The 19502-nt window shown below is 54.5% G+C and carries 17 protein-coding genes and 1 pseudogene; 9 read left to right on the plus strand and 9 right to left on the minus strand.

Annotated features, from left to right (window positions below):
* Positions 1 to 216: 216 nt before the first annotated feature.
* Positions 217 to 2055 (minus strand): hypothetical protein, encoded by a 1839-nt coding sequence (locus tag FBY12_RS10695; RefSeq protein ID WP_145252843.1) that lies wholly within the window; start codon positions 2053 to 2055, stop codon positions 217 to 219.
* A gap of 459 nt (positions 2056 to 2514) precedes the next feature.
* Positions 2515 to 4086, minus strand: a complete 1572-nt coding sequence (locus FBY12_RS10700; protein ID WP_178111745.1) for a site-specific integrase — start codon at positions 4084 to 4086, stop codon at positions 2515 to 2517.
* Between the two features lie 311 nt (positions 4087 to 4397).
* Between FBY12_RS10700 and FBY12_RS27845 the strand changes: the two are divergent.
* Positions 4398 to 4656, plus strand: a pseudogene (locus FBY12_RS27845) (hypothetical protein); the annotation flags it as partial.
* A 6-nt stretch (positions 4657 to 4662) separates the two neighbouring features.
* Here FBY12_RS27845 and FBY12_RS10710 read toward each other — a convergent pair.
* Positions 4663 to 4938: a bacteriocin immunity protein gene (locus tag FBY12_RS10710; protein WP_145252845.1), complete on the minus strand. Its 276-nt coding sequence runs from the start codon at positions 4936 to 4938 to the stop codon at positions 4663 to 4665.
* A 7-nt stretch (positions 4939 to 4945) separates the two neighbouring features.
* The gene (locus tag FBY12_RS10715; RefSeq protein ID WP_145252846.1) at positions 4946 to 6280 is read right to left on the minus strand and encodes an S-type pyocin domain-containing protein; all 1335 of its coding nucleotides are present in this window, start codon (positions 6278 to 6280) and stop codon (positions 4946 to 4948) included.
* A gap of 363 nt (positions 6281 to 6643) precedes the next feature.
* Between FBY12_RS10715 and FBY12_RS28150 the strand changes: the two genes are divergently transcribed.
* Positions 6644 to 6880: a hypothetical protein gene (locus FBY12_RS28150; RefSeq protein ID WP_371927428.1), complete on the plus strand. Its 237-nt coding sequence runs from the start codon at positions 6644 to 6646 to the stop codon at positions 6878 to 6880.
* Positions 6881 to 7461: 581 nt separating this feature from the next.
* Here the strand turns inward: FBY12_RS28150 and FBY12_RS10720 are convergent.
* The 3 genes from FBY12_RS10720 to FBY12_RS10730 form a co-directional block, all read right to left on the minus strand.
* Positions 7462 to 7830, minus strand: coding sequence for a DUF6124 family protein (locus FBY12_RS10720; RefSeq protein ID WP_145252847.1), 369 nt, complete (start codon positions 7828 to 7830; stop codon positions 7462 to 7464).
* Positions 7831 to 8298: 468 nt separating this feature from the next.
* On the minus strand, positions 8299 to 8994 hold the full coding sequence (locus FBY12_RS10725) for a DUF1963 domain-containing protein (RefSeq protein ID WP_145253302.1): 696 nt from the start codon (positions 8992 to 8994) through the stop codon (positions 8299 to 8301).
* Positions 8995 to 9095: 101 nt separating this feature from the next.
* The gene (locus FBY12_RS10730) at positions 9096 to 9287 is read right to left on the minus strand and encodes a DUF1508 domain-containing protein (RefSeq protein WP_092271785.1); all 192 of its coding nucleotides are present in this window, start codon (positions 9285 to 9287) and stop codon (positions 9096 to 9098) included.
* Between the two features lie 279 nt (positions 9288 to 9566).
* On the opposite strand from FBY12_RS10730, the gene FBY12_RS10735 reads away from it, so the two are divergent.
* The 6 genes from FBY12_RS10735 (at position 9567) to FBY12_RS10760 (ending at position 15195) form a co-directional block, all read left to right on the plus strand.
* On the plus strand, positions 9567 to 10535 hold the full coding sequence (locus FBY12_RS10735) for a glycosyltransferase family 2 protein (RefSeq protein ID WP_145252848.1): 969 nt from the start codon (positions 9567 to 9569) through the stop codon (positions 10533 to 10535).
* Between the two features lie 3 nt (positions 10536 to 10538).
* Entirely contained in the window at positions 10539 to 11249 is a 711-nt protein-coding gene (locus tag FBY12_RS10740; RefSeq protein ID WP_145252849.1) for a bifunctional 2-polyprenyl-6-hydroxyphenol methylase/3-demethylubiquinol 3-O-methyltransferase UbiG, read from the plus strand.
* Positions 11246 to 11632, plus strand: coding sequence for a GtrA family protein (locus tag FBY12_RS10745; RefSeq protein WP_145252850.1), 387 nt, complete (start codon positions 11246 to 11248; stop codon positions 11630 to 11632). The genes FBY12_RS10740 and FBY12_RS10745 overlap by 4 nt, the downstream gene beginning before the upstream one ends.
* Positions 11629 to 13725, plus strand: coding sequence for a DUF6311 domain-containing protein (locus tag FBY12_RS10750; RefSeq protein WP_145252851.1), 2097 nt, complete (start codon positions 11629 to 11631; stop codon positions 13723 to 13725). Before FBY12_RS10745 ends, FBY12_RS10750 begins: the two co-directional genes overlap by 4 nt.
* A gap of 87 nt (positions 13726 to 13812) precedes the next feature.
* Positions 13813 to 14760 (plus strand): LysR substrate-binding domain-containing protein, encoded by a 948-nt coding sequence (locus tag FBY12_RS10755; RefSeq protein ID WP_145252852.1) that lies wholly within the window; start codon positions 13813 to 13815, stop codon positions 14758 to 14760.
* A gap of 69 nt (positions 14761 to 14829) precedes the next feature.
* The gene (locus FBY12_RS10760) at positions 14830 to 15195 is read left to right on the plus strand and encodes a 5-carboxymethyl-2-hydroxymuconate Delta-isomerase (protein ID WP_121730929.1); all 366 of its coding nucleotides are present in this window, start codon (positions 14830 to 14832) and stop codon (positions 15193 to 15195) included.
* A gap of 1 nt (position 15196) precedes the next feature.
* On the opposite strand, the gene FBY12_RS10765 is transcribed toward FBY12_RS10760, so the two are convergent.
* Positions 15197 to 16132: a LysR family transcriptional regulator gene (locus FBY12_RS10765; RefSeq protein WP_121730928.1), complete on the minus strand. Its 936-nt coding sequence runs from the start codon at positions 16130 to 16132 to the stop codon at positions 15197 to 15199.
* Positions 16133 to 16325: 193 nt separating this feature from the next.
* Positions 16326 to 17510, minus strand: a complete 1185-nt coding sequence (locus tag FBY12_RS10770) for a cyanate transporter (RefSeq protein WP_145252853.1) — start codon at positions 17508 to 17510, stop codon at positions 16326 to 16328.
* Between the two features lie 491 nt (positions 17511 to 18001).
* On the opposite strand from FBY12_RS10770, the gene FBY12_RS10780 reads away from it, so the two are divergent.
* A complete protein-coding gene (locus FBY12_RS10780) occupies positions 18002 to 19384 on the plus strand; it encodes a glutamine synthetase family protein (protein WP_145252854.1) in 1383 nt (460 codons plus the stop codon).
* Positions 19385 to 19502 lie beyond the last annotated feature (118 nt).

Here is a 19502-nt window from a genome sequence, read left to right on the forward strand (position 1 = left end):
AAGAAAACCTTGGGAGATGACTTGACAATAATTTTTATGATGATTAAATGGTTGTGTTGATTAGAGTTTTTAAAATTTTATTGTAGTATCATTCGCCACCTTCCCCAAGGTGGTTTTCTTTTTCTGCTCCTTTCAAGTTGCCACACTTTCGAGCTTTGTCAAACTTGAATACTAAAAAGCCCGTATTGCTGCGGGTTTTTTATTGAGTGGGTTTTGTTATTGATAAGGGTCATAAGGGTCTTGAAATGGGCTTGGGGGCTTAGGTTTTAGAAGCCTTCTTTTTCTTGCTTGCTTCGCCTGCTCCGCTTCTTCCTTGTCAAATTCTACTATTTGCTTGCTGGTGAATGTGTCAGATGCCCAAAGTTTTACTTTGTCGGTAAATCCTAATGCGGCTTGCGTATCGTCCAAGCCTTGTTCTTTGAGTTGTTCGGCAACGTTGAATAGATAGTCCTTTCGTTTCTCTTTGCCCAAACGACTAGCCATTTCATACGTGTTTTCTCGTAATCTCTTATAGTATTGCTCTGGGTTCTCGTCGAGCCTACGGGCTTCAAGTAGTCGATCCACCAAAATATCAAAACGTTTCATCAAAGGCTCAAGCTCTTCCTCGTATGCCTTGATTGCTTTTTTCAAGATGGTTTTTCTGCTGGCGTCCTCTTTAATTTTCTTGCGTAGTTCATTCAATTCTTTTGTCATTCTGGATTTCATGGTTTTGAAATTAGATGACAGCTCTGCAGTCTTTGTGATTTTTACCGTTATTTCGTCGTCTAATTTCTGCTTTTGACTATCTAGCTCGGCATTTTCTTTTCTCTGCTCGCTGGCCTGTATTTCTAAGCTCTGTATGGTTGCTTTGTAGTTGCTAGCCGTTCCTTGTAGGTCTTTTATCGTGGTGTTAAGTGTGACGACAGTGGCCCTTTGCTCGATAAGTTCGACCTCCTTACTGGTTAGTTCTTGCTGCAGCTTTTCTAGCTGTCTGGTGTAATAGTTGTGGCTTCGCTCACTTTTCGGTTTTTTGGCTTCCTTTTCAATAGGGCTTAAATATTCGGTGTTTTCCTTTGTTTTAGGTAGGAATTTGGCTTGCAAGCCATATGCAGCGGCTAATCCGTTAAAGTGTTCGTAAAAGGCCGCCTGCATTACTTTTGACTTCCATGATTCGCGTTCTCGGATAAACCTATGGTTTTGCTTTTCTTCGCTACGGTTGGGCAGTCTGAAGTCTTCTAGTGTTGGCGGCTCAGATATTTTTTCAAGGTGAGCTTTATTCCTCGCGTAGTATTGTGATGCGAATTCAAATTCTTGGGCGGAAAAATCATATTTCCCCGTCTTCTCATTTTGAAGGTCAAGAAACGCATGAACGTGGTTTGTTGTTTCGTCCAGATGACTGAATGAGAAAAGCATCTTGTTGTTCGGGAAGTTTTTTTGATAAAACTGATGCATGGCTTTCTGCAAAAGGTCTGTGTAAGCCTTAGTTATTGCCAGTTTATTAGGTTCAGGGATTACAAGGATGATTTCTTTAACCCTATTGACCGTCCTTGATACGGCTCGATCTGGTGCGTTTTGTTCGATCTCTCGCTTCTTGGTGGTGTAGTTCTCTAAAAGGTCGATACGTTGGGATATACGGCTGATTTTGTGCTGGTTGAGTAGGGCGGCGTAGTCTCCGACTACCAGCGGCCTTTCTCCTTCCATTACCGACGTGACGTATTCTTTTATCTCAGTCGGTTCGGCTGCGTTGATGAATTTGACCAGCTTCGATTTTAGTTTTCGGAGCTTTTCTTTTTCTGCTGCTATCTCGTCAGTCGCCTCTGTTGCTTTGAGTTGGGTTTGTAGTTGGTCGTTGAAGTCGGCCAGCAATTGCTCTGCCAATTCCCTAGTTAATACCTGTTCAACGCCACCTATAATGGCGATATTTGGGTGGTCTGGATTAGGGTTGAATTCAAAGTCGTCATACTCGTTTTGGTCCAGTCTAAGTGAGTGTTTCAGCGAACTGTCCAGCCCTTTAAGGTTGGAATAGTTTCTGTCTCTTTTAGTCAGTGTGATTGTCTGCAAATTGGTGTCATTCATTTTATCCTCAGTAGTGGGTTGGTCTTTGCTCTTGGCTTTTGCTTCTGTCCTGCCGACTAGGCACCTGCGTTAACCGTCACATCTTTTGCGTAGCAAAAGTGGGATGGTTAACATAGCAGGTATGCTTTTAAGGGCTTCTTTGATAACCTGAGCCATATACATATATTGAACCATATAAAAAATGTATAGCAAGCATGATGGTGCTGGTTGTTTTGTGCTGGGTGATTGGTTGGGTACGTGCGTGCGGTGTAGTAATCTTTATTATTGTTATCTATATATTGATAGCAAAAGACATGTGCGTGTGCGTGCGTACACATGAGGCGTGTGCAGGTGAGTGCATTATGCAGGGCGATTTATGAAAAAGATGGTAATTTAGAAAGGTCAAAAGCTCTTCTGGTGGGTAAGAGCTTAGGAGTCTTTGATTGTTGCTCTGGATTTTAATGTGTAACGCTTTTGGTTTTAAGTTGTTAGCTTGTATTTTAGTTTTGATATTGCATCGTGTTTTTGCTTCGGGCTTGGCCCTGCACTGTATACGTCAAATGTGACTGTTCCTGTCTCATGTCCGACGATTGAGGCAATGAGTATTCCGGGCACGTCTGCACGTTGTAATTGCGTGATAACGGTCTTGCGGAAGCTATGGAAAACGTATTGGCTGTTATATTCAAGAGTGGTTTTTAATCTGCCAAACTGTTTGCTGAGTGCATCGGAGCGGTTTCCGTATTTATTCCCTGCGGCGGACTCAATCAAGAAACCGTCTTTTGAATTACGGATCAATCTTTCTACGGTTTCCTGTATCGCCGGATGTATTGGGGTGTGCCGCTCGCTGGCGGCAGTCTTTCCATCGTAGAAGTAGAAACATTTAATCCCTTCTTCGCTGACGATATCTTGGGCTTGAAGCTGACAAAGCTCTTCAATGCGTGCCCCGGTGTAAGCACCTAATAGTATAAGGTCGGTGAGGGTTTCGCGGTTTTTAGTGGCTTTGGCGGCTTCATAGAGCTTTGTAACGTCTTCCGGTGTGAATGCCTTCCGTTCCATTGAACCATCGTTCCTTTTGCTGCGGTTGACTGGGAAATCGTGCTTTTCAAAGGGGGGTTGCTGGTCGCGGTGCAGCTTTTTAAAATTTTCGTCGTGCTTAATAGCCCATTTCCAAAAACTTGACCCGGCGAATAAGTATTGCTTTTTAGTCTTAATGGAAAGGTCGAGCGTATCGAGATAGCTGGCAATGCTTTCGTGGTTGAGGTCGCGTTGCTCTGCCTCAAGCCAAGCATTCATCAATTTCAAGCGATTTGCCTGCGTATCTATCGTCTTTTGGATAATGCCCTTGGTGTTAGTCTGATACGCTTCAAATGAGGCTATTCTGTTAGTCGTGATAGGTGAATTTATTTTGTAGTTGCTTGGGTTGTCGAGAATTGACCTGATTTCTTCGATGCTGGTGACGCTGATGGTTTGCCCTGCGGTAATCTCGTAATGCTCTACGGTTTTTTGTAGGCGGATGTAGTCATTAAATCGCTCAATTTTTCGTTCGAGCGGGATGTTTTCACCCAATTCATACCATTTTTCTTTGAACGCTTGGTATTCGCGGAAAGGTTTTTGGCCGTATAGGTCAAAGTTAGCGTCGTGTGCTTCTTTGGGACTGGTCCATTTTTGACCCTGTAAAATGATGTCTATGATGTAGCTTCCGAGTTCGTCCAAGACGCTCTGACTGAACCTCGGGTCAACATCGTTGGCGTTTTTTGGCATGACAAGGCTGAGTAGCCCGTGTTCTTGGTTCGTCGCAATCATCTTGGAGATGCTGTACGACGTTTCGGGCAATTGAGCGGGGGGTGGTCCCGCAACGAGTTGCCGAGCGTTAGCGATGGCTTGCTTCCACATGTGTAGAAACGCCAATTTCTTCATTTGGGCTTCTGGCTTGCTGCCGGTTTTGAGCGACTCGGTGAACTCGCTTTGGTTCAATACGTGCCGAACGTCCTTGGGAACGCTTAGGCGGACGTGCCAAGTGCCTGACCGTAAAACGAGGTTTTCGCTTGCCATTTTCTTCCTTGATCGGGTGAGGTTTGATGGCGAAAAGGTAGCTGGTTTTGGTCTGGATTTGTAGCAAAAATTTGTAGCAAAATCGCCTGAAAGCCTTGTAGCCATTGAATTTAATGGGCTTGAGGGGGCGATTCGGAAAGTCCCTATCTCTCCGCCATTATTGAAACAAGACAAAGCCCCCGTGATCATTGCTGATTACGGGGGCTTTTTCGTTTCTGGCTTTTCGGTTGGGGGCTTTTTTAGGGCTGGAAACGCTGCTTCTACACCGCTCAGGGCCAGCGTTGTGAGCGGGTGGCCGACTTCAAGCGGCGCGGCGCTGCAAAGCCAAGGTCATGCTCAGCATCAACGATCACCCAAACATCCGGCACGTGTTCGCTGGTTTCCATTTTTGAGACGCTGGACATCCGTTACTGGAATACCAATCAACTACGGGGCAATGCTGACGTTAGCGGAGAGTTGGTGATAATGAGAATGCAGAATTGGGAGGCTGCTTTAGCGGTATTCGATTCGCTACGGGCATTGGCGCCGATCTGGCTTACCCCTGCCCGTATATCAACCCTCGGTGCATAGCGTTGTTTATTCGCTTTTGAAGCCCGGTAAGCCCTGGGCAGCACGCCACGCCTTCACAATCTGCGCCACGCCCTCGGGAGAGTTGTCTGCTCCGGGCTCCGGATAATAGATCAAGTCTGACCCCGCTGGGTGCTCGCTTACCTTCTCAAAGTGCAACAAAAGCACGTCTGCACGATCATCGTTCTCTGCCTCTTTATCTTCCTTGGCGAGTTCTTCCAGCAGCTCGATGAACTCGGCCTCGGTGTACTCTGAGAAACTGTTTTTCAGTAGTTTGTCTGTCATGTCTGGCCTATTCGTTCCGGTGAAGATCGATGTGGTTTCGCGGTGTGTTTATCCGCAGGTTATCCACGTCGTACACACCACCACCCTCCGATACTTTTTCGAGGTGGTGCAGCTCATACGACAGCCTGCCTCCGACTCTGTCGGCTTTTCGCACACGTGGGGCCCGACCTGTACGCATACGCCCAACATTCTGTTCGATGAACTGCTCTGCTGCCGCCGATCCCGAGACGGCTTTCCAGAATGCGGCCCTGAATGTGTCGAAGCTTTTGAAGTCACGTCCCCTCAGTGCGTCTGCCACGTCTTTTGGAATTGGAACTCCTACCCCCGAGTTCGCCCCGATAAGCCAGATACCAGCCACGTCCTCGCCTTGTCCTGTGACGGTACCGGGGGTCTTGCGAACATTCATCACGATGTACAGCGGCTGCACACCAGAGCCAGCCGGGAACACAAGGATGAAGTCCTTGTACTCTGGTGGATAGATCGGGTTGACGATGATGTTATCAGCCTGTTCTGTAGGCGGATAAATCCAAATTTGTGGCGCTTGGGGCGCACCCTCTAACGGTGGAATCCCTGACGTGCTGGAAGGGTCAACGGCTGGCGTCCATATTAGTGTCACACCGTCGCCAAAGTCTGCCACTTGCTTGGCGTCTTGAAGAGCGAACCCCACTACGGGAATCATTTCCCATTCGCCGCGCTTCTGGGTGTTGTACCCGTATCCCTTTAAAGTGCCATCGGCCTGCTGTTCGATGTGCAAACGGACGCGTGTTCGCGCTTGCTTGAGTGAGCGAAGTTGATCCTCTGTATATAAGGAGCTATCGCCTAAGCTCGATGTCCACAACATCGCAACCATTCCTCCCAAGAACCCGGCAACTACGCCAGCAGTCACAACACCAGTGCCTGCCCCGGCCCCGACTCCCGTTGCAGCAGCAGTCTCCGTTGCAACACCAGCAGCGCCAGCAGTACACAAAGCGCCACAGGACGAACTGGCAGCAACGGCAGCCTTACCCAACATGAGTGTTCCCAGTGCAGTGGGTAGGGCACTACCGCTGATTTTCTTGAGGGGGATGTTCCCGTCCGCATCCGTTTCACGACCACCAAGAATGGCAAATTCGCCGTAGTTGGCCACCTTCTCGACAGGGATAGACCCGCCTGGTTTGTTGTGGTCGATCACACCGTCTGGAAGGTCGCAGCTCTTTGCGAACACACAGCCAGCGGCGTTGGGTTTGGTGTCTTCTTTCGGGGGGAGGTCGTTGTATTCCGCCCATCGCTGGGCATGGATATCAACAGGTTCTACGCCGTTGTTGCGATAGCCCTTAGGCGGGTTTGGTACGTAACCGCTCACATGAGCATCCTTCTCGTCCTTGGGGTTTCTGGCCTGGGGCTGGGCAGAATGACGTTACCGGGAAGCATAAGCGCCGGCCGTAGGACATTTCCCGTTAGCCGCGCTGATTCCCTTTTCCATGTCATCGCAAAAGGGGTGGATGGTAACTGCATTAGCATGAGAGTTTGAATAGTGGCATTTTGAACACTTGTTGCCATCGTTACGGAAGATGGTTTTTGGCTGATTGCAATCGTGATCGCGCGTAGAGAAGGGGAGTGGCAAATAGGTGACATGAGCGGGACGCCCTCAGTGTTGGGAGGGCTGTTTTGATGCAGCTGAATGATGTTCAGGTTTGTTGCAGAGCTTCGATGAATCACGGCCGAACTGTGGACTGCCGTAGGGAATGATGCCGAGCTAAACAGCCAGTTCAAGCCCAACAACCAAGACTGGTTAGCGAAAGGCGATTTACCGTTTGCACCGAAAGCAGAATGCAACGGCGGGAGTGGTCGTTACGAGCTTCATCACATCGAACACATTCAACATGGCGGTGCTGTGTACGATATCTATAACCTCTCCGTAGCCTCGCCAATGGCGTGCTGCTCAAGGCATGTTGGGATTTAAGGACGATTGATTTCCAGTTCCTGGAAGAAGTTGTGACGACAAGATCACATCTATCGAAGCAGGATCGGAGCACCGCCGAGGAGAGGCAGCATGAGTATCTAAGGTGTTGAAGATTACCTGGCACGAGCCAAGGCATACATTGAGATTGATAATGAAAACGCACTACGCCATGCATGTCTGTTCAGCCTGGAAAGCATCGTTTACCAGAGCCTTCGCAAGATTGGAGATAAGCTACCAAGGTAGGTATATAAGTCATTGCGGCCTCAGGAAGCGCTCAAGCTACTACTAGCTTCGAACCACGAGCTGACCAAGACTTGACGCTTGATATCTGTTTGGAAACAGTAGATGGAACCCCTTCTGGGAATCGGCGACACATCGGCGACTACAAGATGTTTCCGTGAAATGGTTGAATAAGTCCTAAACCAATTAGGAGGATTTTTACACTAGGCGTCCCTCTCGGAAGGTAAAAGTCCTCCACGTCATGCAGTTAACACTTCTATTCGCAACACCGCCCACCCCACAGCGATGTATTTCATCGAAGGAATTGTGGTGAGGGGGCAATCCCCTCACCAGACTGGTGATTAGCCAGGTTTGTGGTTATCCAGTACGCGGTTGACCGCGAGCTCGCCCATCAGGATCACTCGTTGCAGCACCAGTAGTGTTTGGCGTCGTGGGTTGTCTGCCAGCTCGATGAGGTCGTTGACTATTGCGCTGGCGGAGCCCAGTGATGCGCAGGCGTCGACGAGTAGTGTCTCGTCATCTGCCGCTGCGTCGATGACAAAAACGCTGCTGGGTTTGCGGGGCGCTATCTGCGCTTTCGTCGCCCTGGGGTTGAGGTAGATGAGGAGGGCGCGGTCGGCGGCTACTTTCATCTTTTCGGGATCAAGATCAAAAGAGGCGTCGTAAGGTACTGGATCGGTGTGAGGCGGATTCGGCGTTACTTTGAACATTCTTAGCTCGCTCTATGAGGCGGCGCCCCGCTCGCGACTAAACGATAGGGAGGCAGCTGTGCACAGGTTAGTCGACCGACGAGCTAAGAAATCGGCGCACTCGAGAGTGCCCTGCACACAGCCGCCATCAGGTGCAGATTTGGATACCTGACTGATTGGCACTTATGCGACTTAGCAACGACGGGCGACTAAACCCGACCACTGATAAGCAGTGGCAGGTAAACGATAGGGCCCGGGAGCATGGCGCACAAGCCGGCGGATTCTGTCTTACCTGTAGGCAAAGGCACAAGGTTTTGTAGCCTTTAGGAAGTAACAACCGGTGTCGCTAAACGCTAGGTTTTAAACCTGTTTAAACCGACCACGCCGTCATAAAAAAGCCCCGTAATCGAAAGGATCACGAGGCTTTTGCTTTTTCAGGATTTGGAAACGCCGCAGCGTCCAACATGCGAACGCAGCGCATCCGGCTCTCTAATAAAAATCGTAATAAATCGCCCATTCCCCGCTGACTCTGTTGCGCCAGAACATCAAACTTCCGCTGTCCACTACGTTCAGATTGATCTTCGTGTCCGACGAGATCTGAAACACAAAATCAAAATCGTCCCCCGGATCGTCACCAGACTGGCAGTACGACGGATAGCCGCCGATCTTGTGTTCGAACACATGAGTCACCAGGTCGTAATACGAATCAATTTCCCCGGAGTCCTCCAGTTTGAGTATTTCAAGCTCAACGTCTCTGGGTATCCCGCCACCGTCCCACAACGGAAAGTCCTCATCGACCAACTCGGCCTGCAATGCAAAGGGCTTAAGGGGCGAATCGGGGGACGCGAAGTCTTTGCGCACCAGCACCTCATCAAAGCTGTATTCACGAATCAGCCAGTTATCGCCCATGGCCTCGAACGGCTCGGGGAAGGGCTCGGAGATAAACACGGTGAGGACGCGAATCCCGCGAAGGGCCGAACTGCAGAACGGCAAGTCGGGCAGGTACAACTGGGCGTAGGGGTGTAGCTCGATGCCCGCAGCATTTTTCGGGACTGTTTCGTCGGGGCGGAAAAGGAATACTTTTCCGAGCCAACTTTCATCGTCACTGTGAGTGGGGCGAGATCCGCCGGCGGCAAACTTGATCGCCGGCCGGGCGAGGCGTTTCCTGATGTCCTTTCTCTCCATGAAATCAAGCTCCTGGTCAGGCATGCCGCGGTCGATAGCGCGATGTCGAGTTGAGTGATCCGAAAACTGCTCACCCAACGTGAGCAGCACGGCTTGTGCCGTCAGATCTCCTTGACCGGCGTTCCCTCCTGCACACCCATGATCAACTTGATCACGTGCAGACAATCTGCCTTGTTCACATACGACTCGCCGCTGGCAACCGTCTCGTTGTTGCCGGCCCGTAACCGCCAGCGCCACTGGCCTTTACCAGTGTTCGAGGTGCCTTTGGATTGCCTGTAAATCTCGAAATACATTCAGCTCGCTCCCTGCGATTGATCATTTGCGACAACCTGTGTGCCGCATGTCAGCAAGCCTAGCGGAGCAGATTTTTTTGGCCATCGAGCATTTGTTTCCAATGATTTGAGGGCATTTCCTACACGAGGAAGTGCGATGCAGTGATGGCCAAAACCGCCGCTGTTTCGCCCTTGCATCACACCCCATGCTCCTGCTTAATACGGGACAGTTCGTGGCGCCGACAAATAATTCGGCGAGCGAAGATTGTAGAAAAATCACTATAAAAAAAGAGCAATCAATTGACTGACCAGCACGGAACGCACACGGCCGGGCATGTCGAGCTTTCGCTCGTCATTCCGGTGTTCAACGAAGCGGCGACCATTGATTTGTTCATCGCGCGGATCACTGACGTCTTCAAGGATGAGGCGCTGATCGGCTTGGAAATGGTCTTCGTCAATGACGGCAGCACCGATGCGACTCTGGATTTACTGCTTGAACGCCAGCAGTCTGACCCGCGTATCCGCATCGTCGATTTGAGTCGCAATTTCGGCAAGGAAGCGGCGCTCACCGCCGGTTTGCAGACTGCCACCGGGCAAGTGGTGGTGCCGATCGATGTCGACTTGCAGGACCCGCCCGAAGTCATTTTGCTGATGATCGCCCAGTGGCGATTGGGTTTTGAAGTGGTGCTGGGTCATCGTGTGAGTCGCCGTACGGACTCCTGGGCCAAGAAAACTTCGGCCAATTGGTTTTATCGCCTGCACAACAAAATCGCCGACCAACCGCTGCCCAAGGATGTCGGTGATTTTCGCCTGATGGACCGCTGCGTGGTTGACGCGTTGGACTCACTGCCCGAGTCGCGGCGCTTCATGAAAGGCCTGTTTGCCTGGGTCGGATTTCGCACCACGCGCGTTGATTACGAGCGGCCGGAGCGGGTGGCCGGCGAGACCAAATTCAATGGTTGGCGGCTGTGGAATTTTGCCTTGGAAGGCATCACCAGTTTCAGCACCGACCCGCTGAAAGTCTGGACCTATCTGGGGCTTTTCGTCTCGATGGTGTCGTTCTCGTTCGCCATTTTCATCGTGTTGCGCACCTTGATTTCCGGGGTCGATCTGCCGGGTTACGCCTCGCTGATGGTGGCCGTGACCTTCCTCGGGGGCCTGCAATTAATGGGCATCGGCGTGCTTGGCGAATACCTCGGCCGCACCTATATCGAATCAAAACGCCGACCGGTTTATCTGGTGCGTCGCGTCTATAACCCCAAGGACTGAACCATGGATCTCAAGGAAACCGACATCCTCGGTTCGAGCATCGACCAGCACTGGTATTACGCGTCAAAAGCGGCGGCGACCAAGCGATTGCTGGGTGATTTGCCGATCCGCAAAATTCTCGATGTGGGCGCCGGTTCGGGGTTTTTTACTCATCACCTGCTGACCCACACTGCCGCGAATGAAGCGTGGTGCGTAGACATCAGTTACGACGCCGATTCGGACGCCAACACCGCCGGAAAACCGGTGCATTACCGACGTGGCATCGAGTCGGTGGACGCTGATCTGGTGCTGCTGATGGACGTGCTGGAGCACGTCGATGACGACGTCGGATTGCTCAAGGCGTACGTCGATAAAGTCCCGTCCGGCAGCCGTTTTTTGATGACGGTGCCGGCGTTTCAGTTTCTTTGGAGCGGCCACGACGACTTTCTCGAGCACAAGCGCCGCTACACCCTGGCGCAATTTGAAACAGTCGCGCGTGACGCCGGTTTGACCGTGAAGCAGGGCGCTTATTATTTCGGCGCGGTGTTCCCGATTGCCGCGACGCTGCGCTTGCTGCCCAAAGGCGCGCAGCCGTCGCCGCCGCGCTCGCAACTCAAGCAGCATCATCCTGTCGTCAATTCGATCCTCAAGACGTTGTGCAGCATTGAACTGCCCTTCATGAACGCTAATCGGTTGGCCGGCCTCACCGTTTTCGTGTTGGCCCAGAAGCCGTGACGTCGACCGATAAATCGGCGCTGATCAAACGCGCATTACGCTTCGCCGTGACCGGTTTGTTTGTCACCGCGCTGCATGCACTGGTCGCGGTGCTGTTCATCAATTTCGTGACCCCGCTGCCGCCGCTGGCCAACGGTGTGGCGTTTGTGGTGGCCACCGTGGTGTCTTACTTGATCAATACCACCTGGAGTTTTTCCGCGCGGCTGCATGGGCGCACGTTGCGCCGCTTCATGCTGGTGTCGGCCGGCGGTTTTCTGCTGGCGATGTTCGTCGCGTGGGCGGCGCAAATTGCCGGGCTCAGTTATTTACTAGGGATCGCTGCGGTAGCGTTGACCATTCCGGCCTTCACGTTTGTATTGCATAACTTCTGGACGTATCGATGAAGGTTTCAGGCAGGCACTGGACGCTGGCATTTCTACCTCTGTTGATGGGTGTTGTCGCATTTTTCATGGTGATTGGGCCGCGCGCACTCGATCCGCAAAATATCGCGTGGCTGCAAAGCGGCGATCCGGCGACGCACTACCTAGGCTGGGTATTTTTCCGACATTCGCCGTGGAGCTTTCCGCTCGGACTCAATCCGTCCTACGGGATCGAACTCGGCAGCGCGATCATTTTTTCCGACTCCAATCCGCTACTGGCCTTCCTGTTCAAACCCTTTAGCGCCTGGTTGCCGGAGACGTTCCAGTATTTCGGTCTCTGGTTGCTGACGTGTTTTGTGTTGCAGGCGTGGTTCGCCTGGAAGCTGATGGGGCTGCTGACGCCCAACGTCACCCTGCGATTGCTTGGCACTGGCCTGTTTCTGTTTTCGCCGCCGATGTTTTTGCGCATGGGCGGCCACCTGTCGTTGGCCGGGCATTTTCTGATTCTGGCGGCGCTGTACTTGGCGTTGCATCCCGGCGTGCAAAAGCGCCGATGGGCGTGGGGCACATTGCTGGCGGCGACGGCGCTGGTCCACGCCTATTTGCTGGCGATGGTTGCGCTGATCTGGATTGCCGATCTGGTCGGCAGAACTCGGAAAGGGCAGATGACGCGCCGCACCGCGCTGATCGAGTGGGCTTTGCTGTTTTTGCTGGTGAGCCTGTGTTGTTGGCAGGCGGGCTATTTCAGTGTGGGCAAAGGCGCGGTGGCGGGCGGCTTCGGGTTGTACCGGATGAACCTGTTGTCGTTGATCGATGCCAGCGGCTGGTCGGCGATAGTCCCGAATTTGCCTGAAGGCCCCGGCGACTATGAAGGCTTCAACTACCTCGGCGCGGGGACGCTGTTGCTGGCGATCTTCGCTGGCATTGCGCTGCTGCGCGGCAAAACCGCATTCGCCAATGCAGTGCGCGGTTTGCCCATTCTGTTGCTGGCATTGATCGGCCTGCTGTTGTTTGCATTGACCAACGACATCGGTCTCGGCTCGCTGAACGCGCACTATCCATTGCCGAAAGCACTGGTGAAATCGGCGAATATCTTCCGCGCGTCCGGGCGCATGTTCTGGCCGGCGTTCTACGTCATCGTTTTCGTAATCATTTATCTGGTGGTGCGCGGTAACCGGCCGCGTATCGCCATGTGTCTGATGGCGGTCGCGTTGTGCGTTCAGGTCGTGGATACGCGCAATGGCTGGGCCGGTTTGCGGCAGAGCAGAATGATGGCGCCGGCCAGCGAATGGGCGACGCCTTTGCAGGATCCGTTCTGGAACAGCGCCGCAGCGCATTACGCGAACATTCGCCGATTACCGCCGCAGAACCAGCCGGATTCCTGGCAGCCACTGGCCAATTTCGCCGCAGTGCATGGGCTGAAAACCGACGCGACTTACCTCGGACGCATGAGTACCTCAGCGCTGAAACAAGCTGAGCAGAAGGGCCGGCGCATGCTCGACAGCGGTCAATACGATGCGGATTCGCTGTACATCCTCGACGAAAATGCCCGACTCGATGCGGTGAAAACCATCAACAGTCAGACCGACCTGCTGACGCGCATCGACGGTCTGGTGGTGCTCGCCCCAGGCTGGAAACGCTGCGCCGAGTGTTTGGCGGTCGAGGATGAAGGGCGCCAGATGCCGTCGGTGCCGCTGATCAAAGTGGGGCAGCGCCAAGTGTTCAATCATCAGTCTCAACACCTCAGCCAAGGCTGGGGCGCGCCGGAAGATTGGGGCACCTGGTCGGACGGCGCGCAGGCTGACGTTCTCCTGCGAATTCCACCGCAGGCGCAGTTGATCGTCATTGAGGCGCTGGCGTTTGTGTTCCCGAAACACGCTGAACAAACCGCCGTGTTCACCCTCAACGGCGTACCGGCATTGACCACGCGCCTGAAGCGGATTCAGGACAATCGCATCGAAATCCCGATTACCGCCGCCATCCGCGAAGCCGTCGCCAGCGACGCGATAGTGCGAATTCACGTCCAGCTACCCGACGCGATCAGCCCGAAACAATTGGGCCTCGGCGACGATCAACGCGTTCTGGGCATGGGGATAAAAGCGCTGACCGTGCAGTGAGCCAGCGCACAACGCTGATCATGCCGATAGACGCCACCCCCCGGCCTTTCTAAACTGCCCCGAGTATTGGGGACCGGGGTGCAGTGAATGAATCGCAATGAACTACGCAAAGCCGACATCAACCTGATGGTGGTGTTCGAGACATTGATGCTCGAACGCAACGTGACGCGGGTGGCGGAGAAGCTGTTCCTCGGCCAGCCCACCATCAGTTCTGCGCTCAACCGCTTGCGCACGATGTTCAATGACCCGCTGTTCATTCGCGTCGGCCACCGCATGGAGCCGACGGCCCGCGCCGAAGAATTGATTCAGTATTTGTCGCCAGCATTGGACTCGCTCTCGGTGGCGCTGAGCCTGACCCACGATTTCGACCCCGCCAGCAGCACCATGACTTTTCGCATCGGGCTGTCGGACGATGTCGAATTCGGCCTGCTGCCACCGTTGCTACGGGCATTACGCCAAGAAGCGCCGAAAGTCGTGTTCGTGGTTCAGCACGTCGATTACTGGCGCATTCCCGACCTGTTGGCCTCGGGCGATATCACCGTTGGCATCAGCCAGACGCGCGGTTTGCCGGCGAATGCCAAGCGCAAATTGCTGCGGCATATTACGCCGAGCCTGTTGCGCGCCGACGCGTCCGACACGCCGCTGACCCTCGACGAATATTGCTCACGTCCACACGTGCTGGTTTCCCACACGGCGAATGTCAGTGGTTACGCGGATGAATGGCTGGCGGAAATTGGTCGGACACGTCAAGTCGTGCTGTCGGTGCCGCAATACAGTTCGTTGCCAGCGCTGCTGGCGGGCACCGACCTGATCGCCAGCCTGCCGGACTACACCGCCACAGCCATGGCGGCGTCCGGGCAATTGTTTCAGGAACCGTTTCCGTTCAAGACCCCGACGCTGGATTTGTCGATGGTCTGGCTCAGCCATGTCGACACCGATCCGGCCGAGCGCTGGTTGCGTTCACGGTTGGAAGCGTTCATGAGTGAGCGCGGTTTCGCCGACCAGACCGGCGCAGAAAAAGCCGCCGGAGCCTAGCGCGGCTCTTCGATAAACCGCGCTGTGATATATGTAGCCACTTTTGTGCCCAACCTCAGGAGCATCGCCATGCCACACCTGCACATGGAATACACCGCCAATCTGCCCGGATTGAACGCCGACGTGGCGTTGATTCGGCTCAACAATACGTTGGTGGGTTCCGGTCAGTTTGCGGCGGAATTCGATATCAAGGGTCGCGCGGTAAAAGTCGAGACGTTCAAGGTCGGCACTGCGATGGGTGAGCGAGCGTTTGTGCACGTAAAGTTGGCGCTGCTCAGTGGCCGCTCGCCGCAGATCAAAAAGCAGCTGTCCGAGAGCCTGTTGGCGGTGGTCAAGGATCTGTGTGAATGGCCGGCGGGTGTCGAGGTCCAGCTCTGCGTGGAAATCCTCGACATTGACCGCGAGTCCTACGCGAAAACCGTCATCGGCGTCTGATTCAAGCCGCTTGCTGCTCGGCGCAGGCGTTCATCACCTGCTCGCGTAGCCAGGCATTGGCGCTGTCCTGATCGACATTCTGGCTCCACTGCATGTCGAGGGAAAAACCCGGCAAGCCGTTCGGCGCTTCGCAGTGGTTGAACACCGCTTCGTTGGCCAGCAAACGCTGGATGCGCCGGGGCAGGGTGAGGATGAAATCGGTGCCGGTGATCATCTTCAGTGCCGCGCTGTAGCTGTTCGAGCGCGCGACAATCTGGCGTTTCTGCGCCTGCCGCGCCAGCCAGCCGTCGACCATATTGGTGGTCGAAGACCACGGCGTCGGGAACACATGCCGGCGTTCGGTAAACGCTTGCAGGCTTAAACGCGGTTCCAGCGGCGTCGCGCGTTTGTCGAAAACACAGACCAGATCATCCTCCAGCAGCGGCCGGGATTTCAGATCGTTGTGGTTGCAGTGAAAATTCGGACCAAAACAGATCACCAGGTCGAGGCTGCCATCGCGCAGTTCCTCCGCCGGAATGTCGGTTTCGAATTTGTGCATGTTGACCATCACCGGCAAATCGGCGAAATCCAGACTCTTCAACAGGCGCGGCAGAATCAACTGCTCGAAGTATTCCGGTGCGCAAATATTGAAGGTGACTGGTTGCGCCGTCGGGTCGAAGGAGTGAGCGCCGGCGTGACACAAATTGATGCTTTCGAGGATTTTCAGCACGTGGGGGTACATGGTGCTGGCTTTGTAGGTAGGACGCATGCCGCTGCGGCTGTTGATAAATAACTCGTCTTCAAAACTGGTGCGCAGTTTTTTCAGGCAGTAACTCACGGTGGACTGACTGACAAAAAGGGCCTCCGAGACCCCGGTTACGCTGCTTTGCTCGTACACGGCGATGAACACCATGAGGTCTTGCATATCGAGTTTTCTAAGCAAATTACTGTTCAGCATCCGTTCTGCCTCGCTGTAACTCCTTGCGCTGACAGTGCGCAAACGTGTGCGAATGATCCTAACGGAACGATGGTGCCAGGAGAATGGCTCGTAGGAAGTTTCCCTGTCGGGTGTGGGACAGAAAATGTAGAGAACACGACTTGTAACTTTTAATCGCCACTGTGTCGAGTTTGCGCCCGGACGATCTCGCGTTTCATGCGATGTGTTTTGCGTAATACCGTGGGTCGAAACGCAGGACCATGACCATCATCAACGCCACCACCGCCGTCAACGACCACCAAGCCCATTCAAAACTGCCGAGTTGGTCGCGGATCATCCCGGCGATCAGCGGCGAAAGCCCGGCGATCAAATAGCCGATGCCCTGCACGAAAGCCGTGAGCCCTCCCGCGCGCTGCGGTTCGTCGAGGTGATCAAGCGACACGATCAGGCTCATCGGAAACAATCCGCCAATCCCCAAACCCAGCAGGCACGGCCACAACAGGCTGAAATGTTGCGGACTGAGAATCAGGCCGCAGAAACCCGCCATGATCAGCCCCAACAACACCAGTAAAACCAGACGCCGATCACGGCTGCGGTTGGCGATGGCGGGCGTCAGCAGACCGGAGATCACTTCCATGGCAGTGAGAAAACCCAGCAATAAACCGGCGTTTTGTTCACTCCAGCCTTTTTCCACGTAGTACGGCGCCAGCCAGGCGAGCACGCAGGTGTAGGACGCCGTGCCCAAACCAAAGAAGAAAGCGAGTAACCAGGCGCGGGAATTGGCGAAAAAGGATTCGCGACGCGGTGTTTGCGCGGGCAATGTCGGAATCGATTGGCGCTGGGCCATCCAGAAGACCAAAGCGAGCATGGCGAGCGCCGCCCACGCCGCCAAACCCATGCGCCAACTGCCGGTGGTGCTCATCACCAGCGGCGCAAACGCCGCCGCGATCGCCGCGCCGCCCATGATCGACGTGACGTAAAGCCCCATGCACACCGCAACGTTATTGCCGAATCGCGACTTGATCAGCGCTGGCATCATCGCCTGAATCAGCGCGATGCCGACCCCGGCGGCAATGGCGCTGACGATCAGTTCAGCGGCGGAATTCAGCCACAATCGCGAAGCGGTGGCCACGCCGATAATCAGCAGCGACAGCACCACGGTGCGCTGCTCGCCCAAACGCTGACTGACGCCGATGCCGAAAAACATCGCCAGCCCCATCGCCATCACCGGCAGCATGGTCAGCAAAGAGGCTAGGCTGAAACTCAGTGGGATTTCGCCGCGAATCGCCGAGAGCAGCGGACCGACAGCGGCCATCGACGGGCGCAGATTCAATGCGACAAGGATGATGCTGACCATCAACCACAGGGCAGGACGGGTTGTTGCACGAACGTTTTCCATCGGTGAGCCTTACAAAAACAAGGCGCCGATTAGGCGCGAGGGACGCGGTCGCGGCAAATCAGAAAGTCCGCCGTGGTATTTAGAAATTAAATACCTGCCCCGCGCAGGGGCGGTGGCGTGGCTGGAATGTTTAGCCAGTCCATACCCAAAGTTCTTCAATTCCCGGTTGAATCGCCCAATCTCCCGTGTGACGCTGCGGCTCTTCGGTTTTCTGCGGTTTTTTTATGCACGGTCGGCCAGTCGCACTCCAGCATCCGGCACCCAGCGGCGCTTCTGCGTTCAACCGTGGCCGTGGCTTTTTAAACGCCACCGCACCGACCCTTTCTGCACTTCCCTCCGAATTGGCCTTCTGGGCGCTGTGGCATTGCCGACACGCGCGCCCGCCGGACTCCTGCGCTTCCCGTTGATTATTCCTACAGGTCCCGCGCTGTGCGGCGGGATCAGATCGGCGACGCCAGAGCGTTTGCCTACGCGCGAAAACGAGAATTCCCATGAGTTTTGCCACAACCTCCTTCGCCACGTCGCAAGAAGCCCTGAATTTTCTGGAACAGAATCCGGATATCGAGATGTTCGAATTGTTCATCGTCGACAACAACGGCGTGCCGCGCGGCAAGTTGCTGCACCGCGATGAACTGCTGGCGGTGTACGAAAGCGGCCGGCCACTGCCGAGCACCATTCTGGGCCTGACGATTAATGGCGACGACGTTGAAAACTCCGGGCTGGTGTGGGACGTCGGCGATATCGATTGCCGCGCTTACCCGGTCAGCGGCAGTTTGCAGCGCATGCCGTGGCGGCTGATTCCGACGGCGGCGGTGCAGGTCAGCATGCATCCAAAAGAGGGCATGCCAGCGACGATTGCCGACCCTCGGCACTTGCTGGCGAAAGTCATCGAAGGCCTGCAGGCCGACGGCTATTACCCGGTGATGGCGGCGGAGCTGGAGTTCTATTTGCTTGATCAGCAGCGCGACGCCAACGGTCGGCCGCAACCGGCGCGCGACGTCGATGGCGGTCGCCCGCGCGCCACGCAGGTTTACGGTTTGCGTGAACTGGAGCAGATCGAGCCGTTCCTCGCCGACCTCTACAGCGCCTGCAAATTGCAGGGCATTCCGGCGCGCACGGCGATTTCCGAATACGCGCCGGGCCAGGTCGAAATCACCCTCGAACACCGCACCGACGCGCTGCAAGCGATGGACGAAGCGGTGCGTTATAAACGCTTGGTCAAAGGCGTGGCGCACAAACACAGGATGGCGGCGTGTTTCATGGCCAAACCTTTCGATGATCTGGCCGGCACCGGCATGCACATGCACGTCAGCCTCGCCGACAAGGATGGCAACAATCTTTTCGCCAGCGCCGCGCCGGACGGTACGCCGCTGCTGCGGCACGCCGTGGGCGGCATGCTCAGCACCTTGCTCGACTCGCTGCTGCTGTTCTGCCCGAACGCCAATTCCTATCGACGCTTCCAGACCAACAGCTACGCGCCGCTGGCGGCCACGTGGGGCGTGGACAACCGCACCGTGAGCCTGCGCGTGCCTGGCGGGCCGGCGTTTTCCCGGCACATCGAACACCGCATCTGCGGCGCCGACGCCAATCCGTATCTGGCCGCTGCGGCAATTCTGGCCGGCATCCACCGTGGCATTCGCGAACAACTCGACCCCGGCGCGCCGGTGGAAGGCAATGGTTACGCGCAAGCTACCGAACTGCTGCCGACCGATTGGCTGACCACGTTACGCGCACTCGAAGGTTCGAGTTGGGCGAAAGAAGCATTTGGCAAAGAGTTTCTCGGTGTGTACCTGGCCGTTAAACGCGCGGAATATCGGCAGTTCATGGGCGAAGTAGGGGAGCAGGATTGGCGTTGGTACCTGAACCAGGCCTGACTGTTTCTCAAATACGTTAAAAGTTTGCTGGTTAAACCTGAAGCCAACTAATCGTTGGCTTCTTTTTCACAAAAAATTGATGGTTGGCTGCTTAAAGTTTGTGCTGTTGCGGAAAATG

The organism is Pseudomonas sp. SJZ131 (assembly GCF_007828705.1).
Taxonomy (GTDB): Bacteria; Pseudomonadota; Gammaproteobacteria; order Pseudomonadales; family Pseudomonadaceae; genus Aquipseudomonas; species Aquipseudomonas prosekii.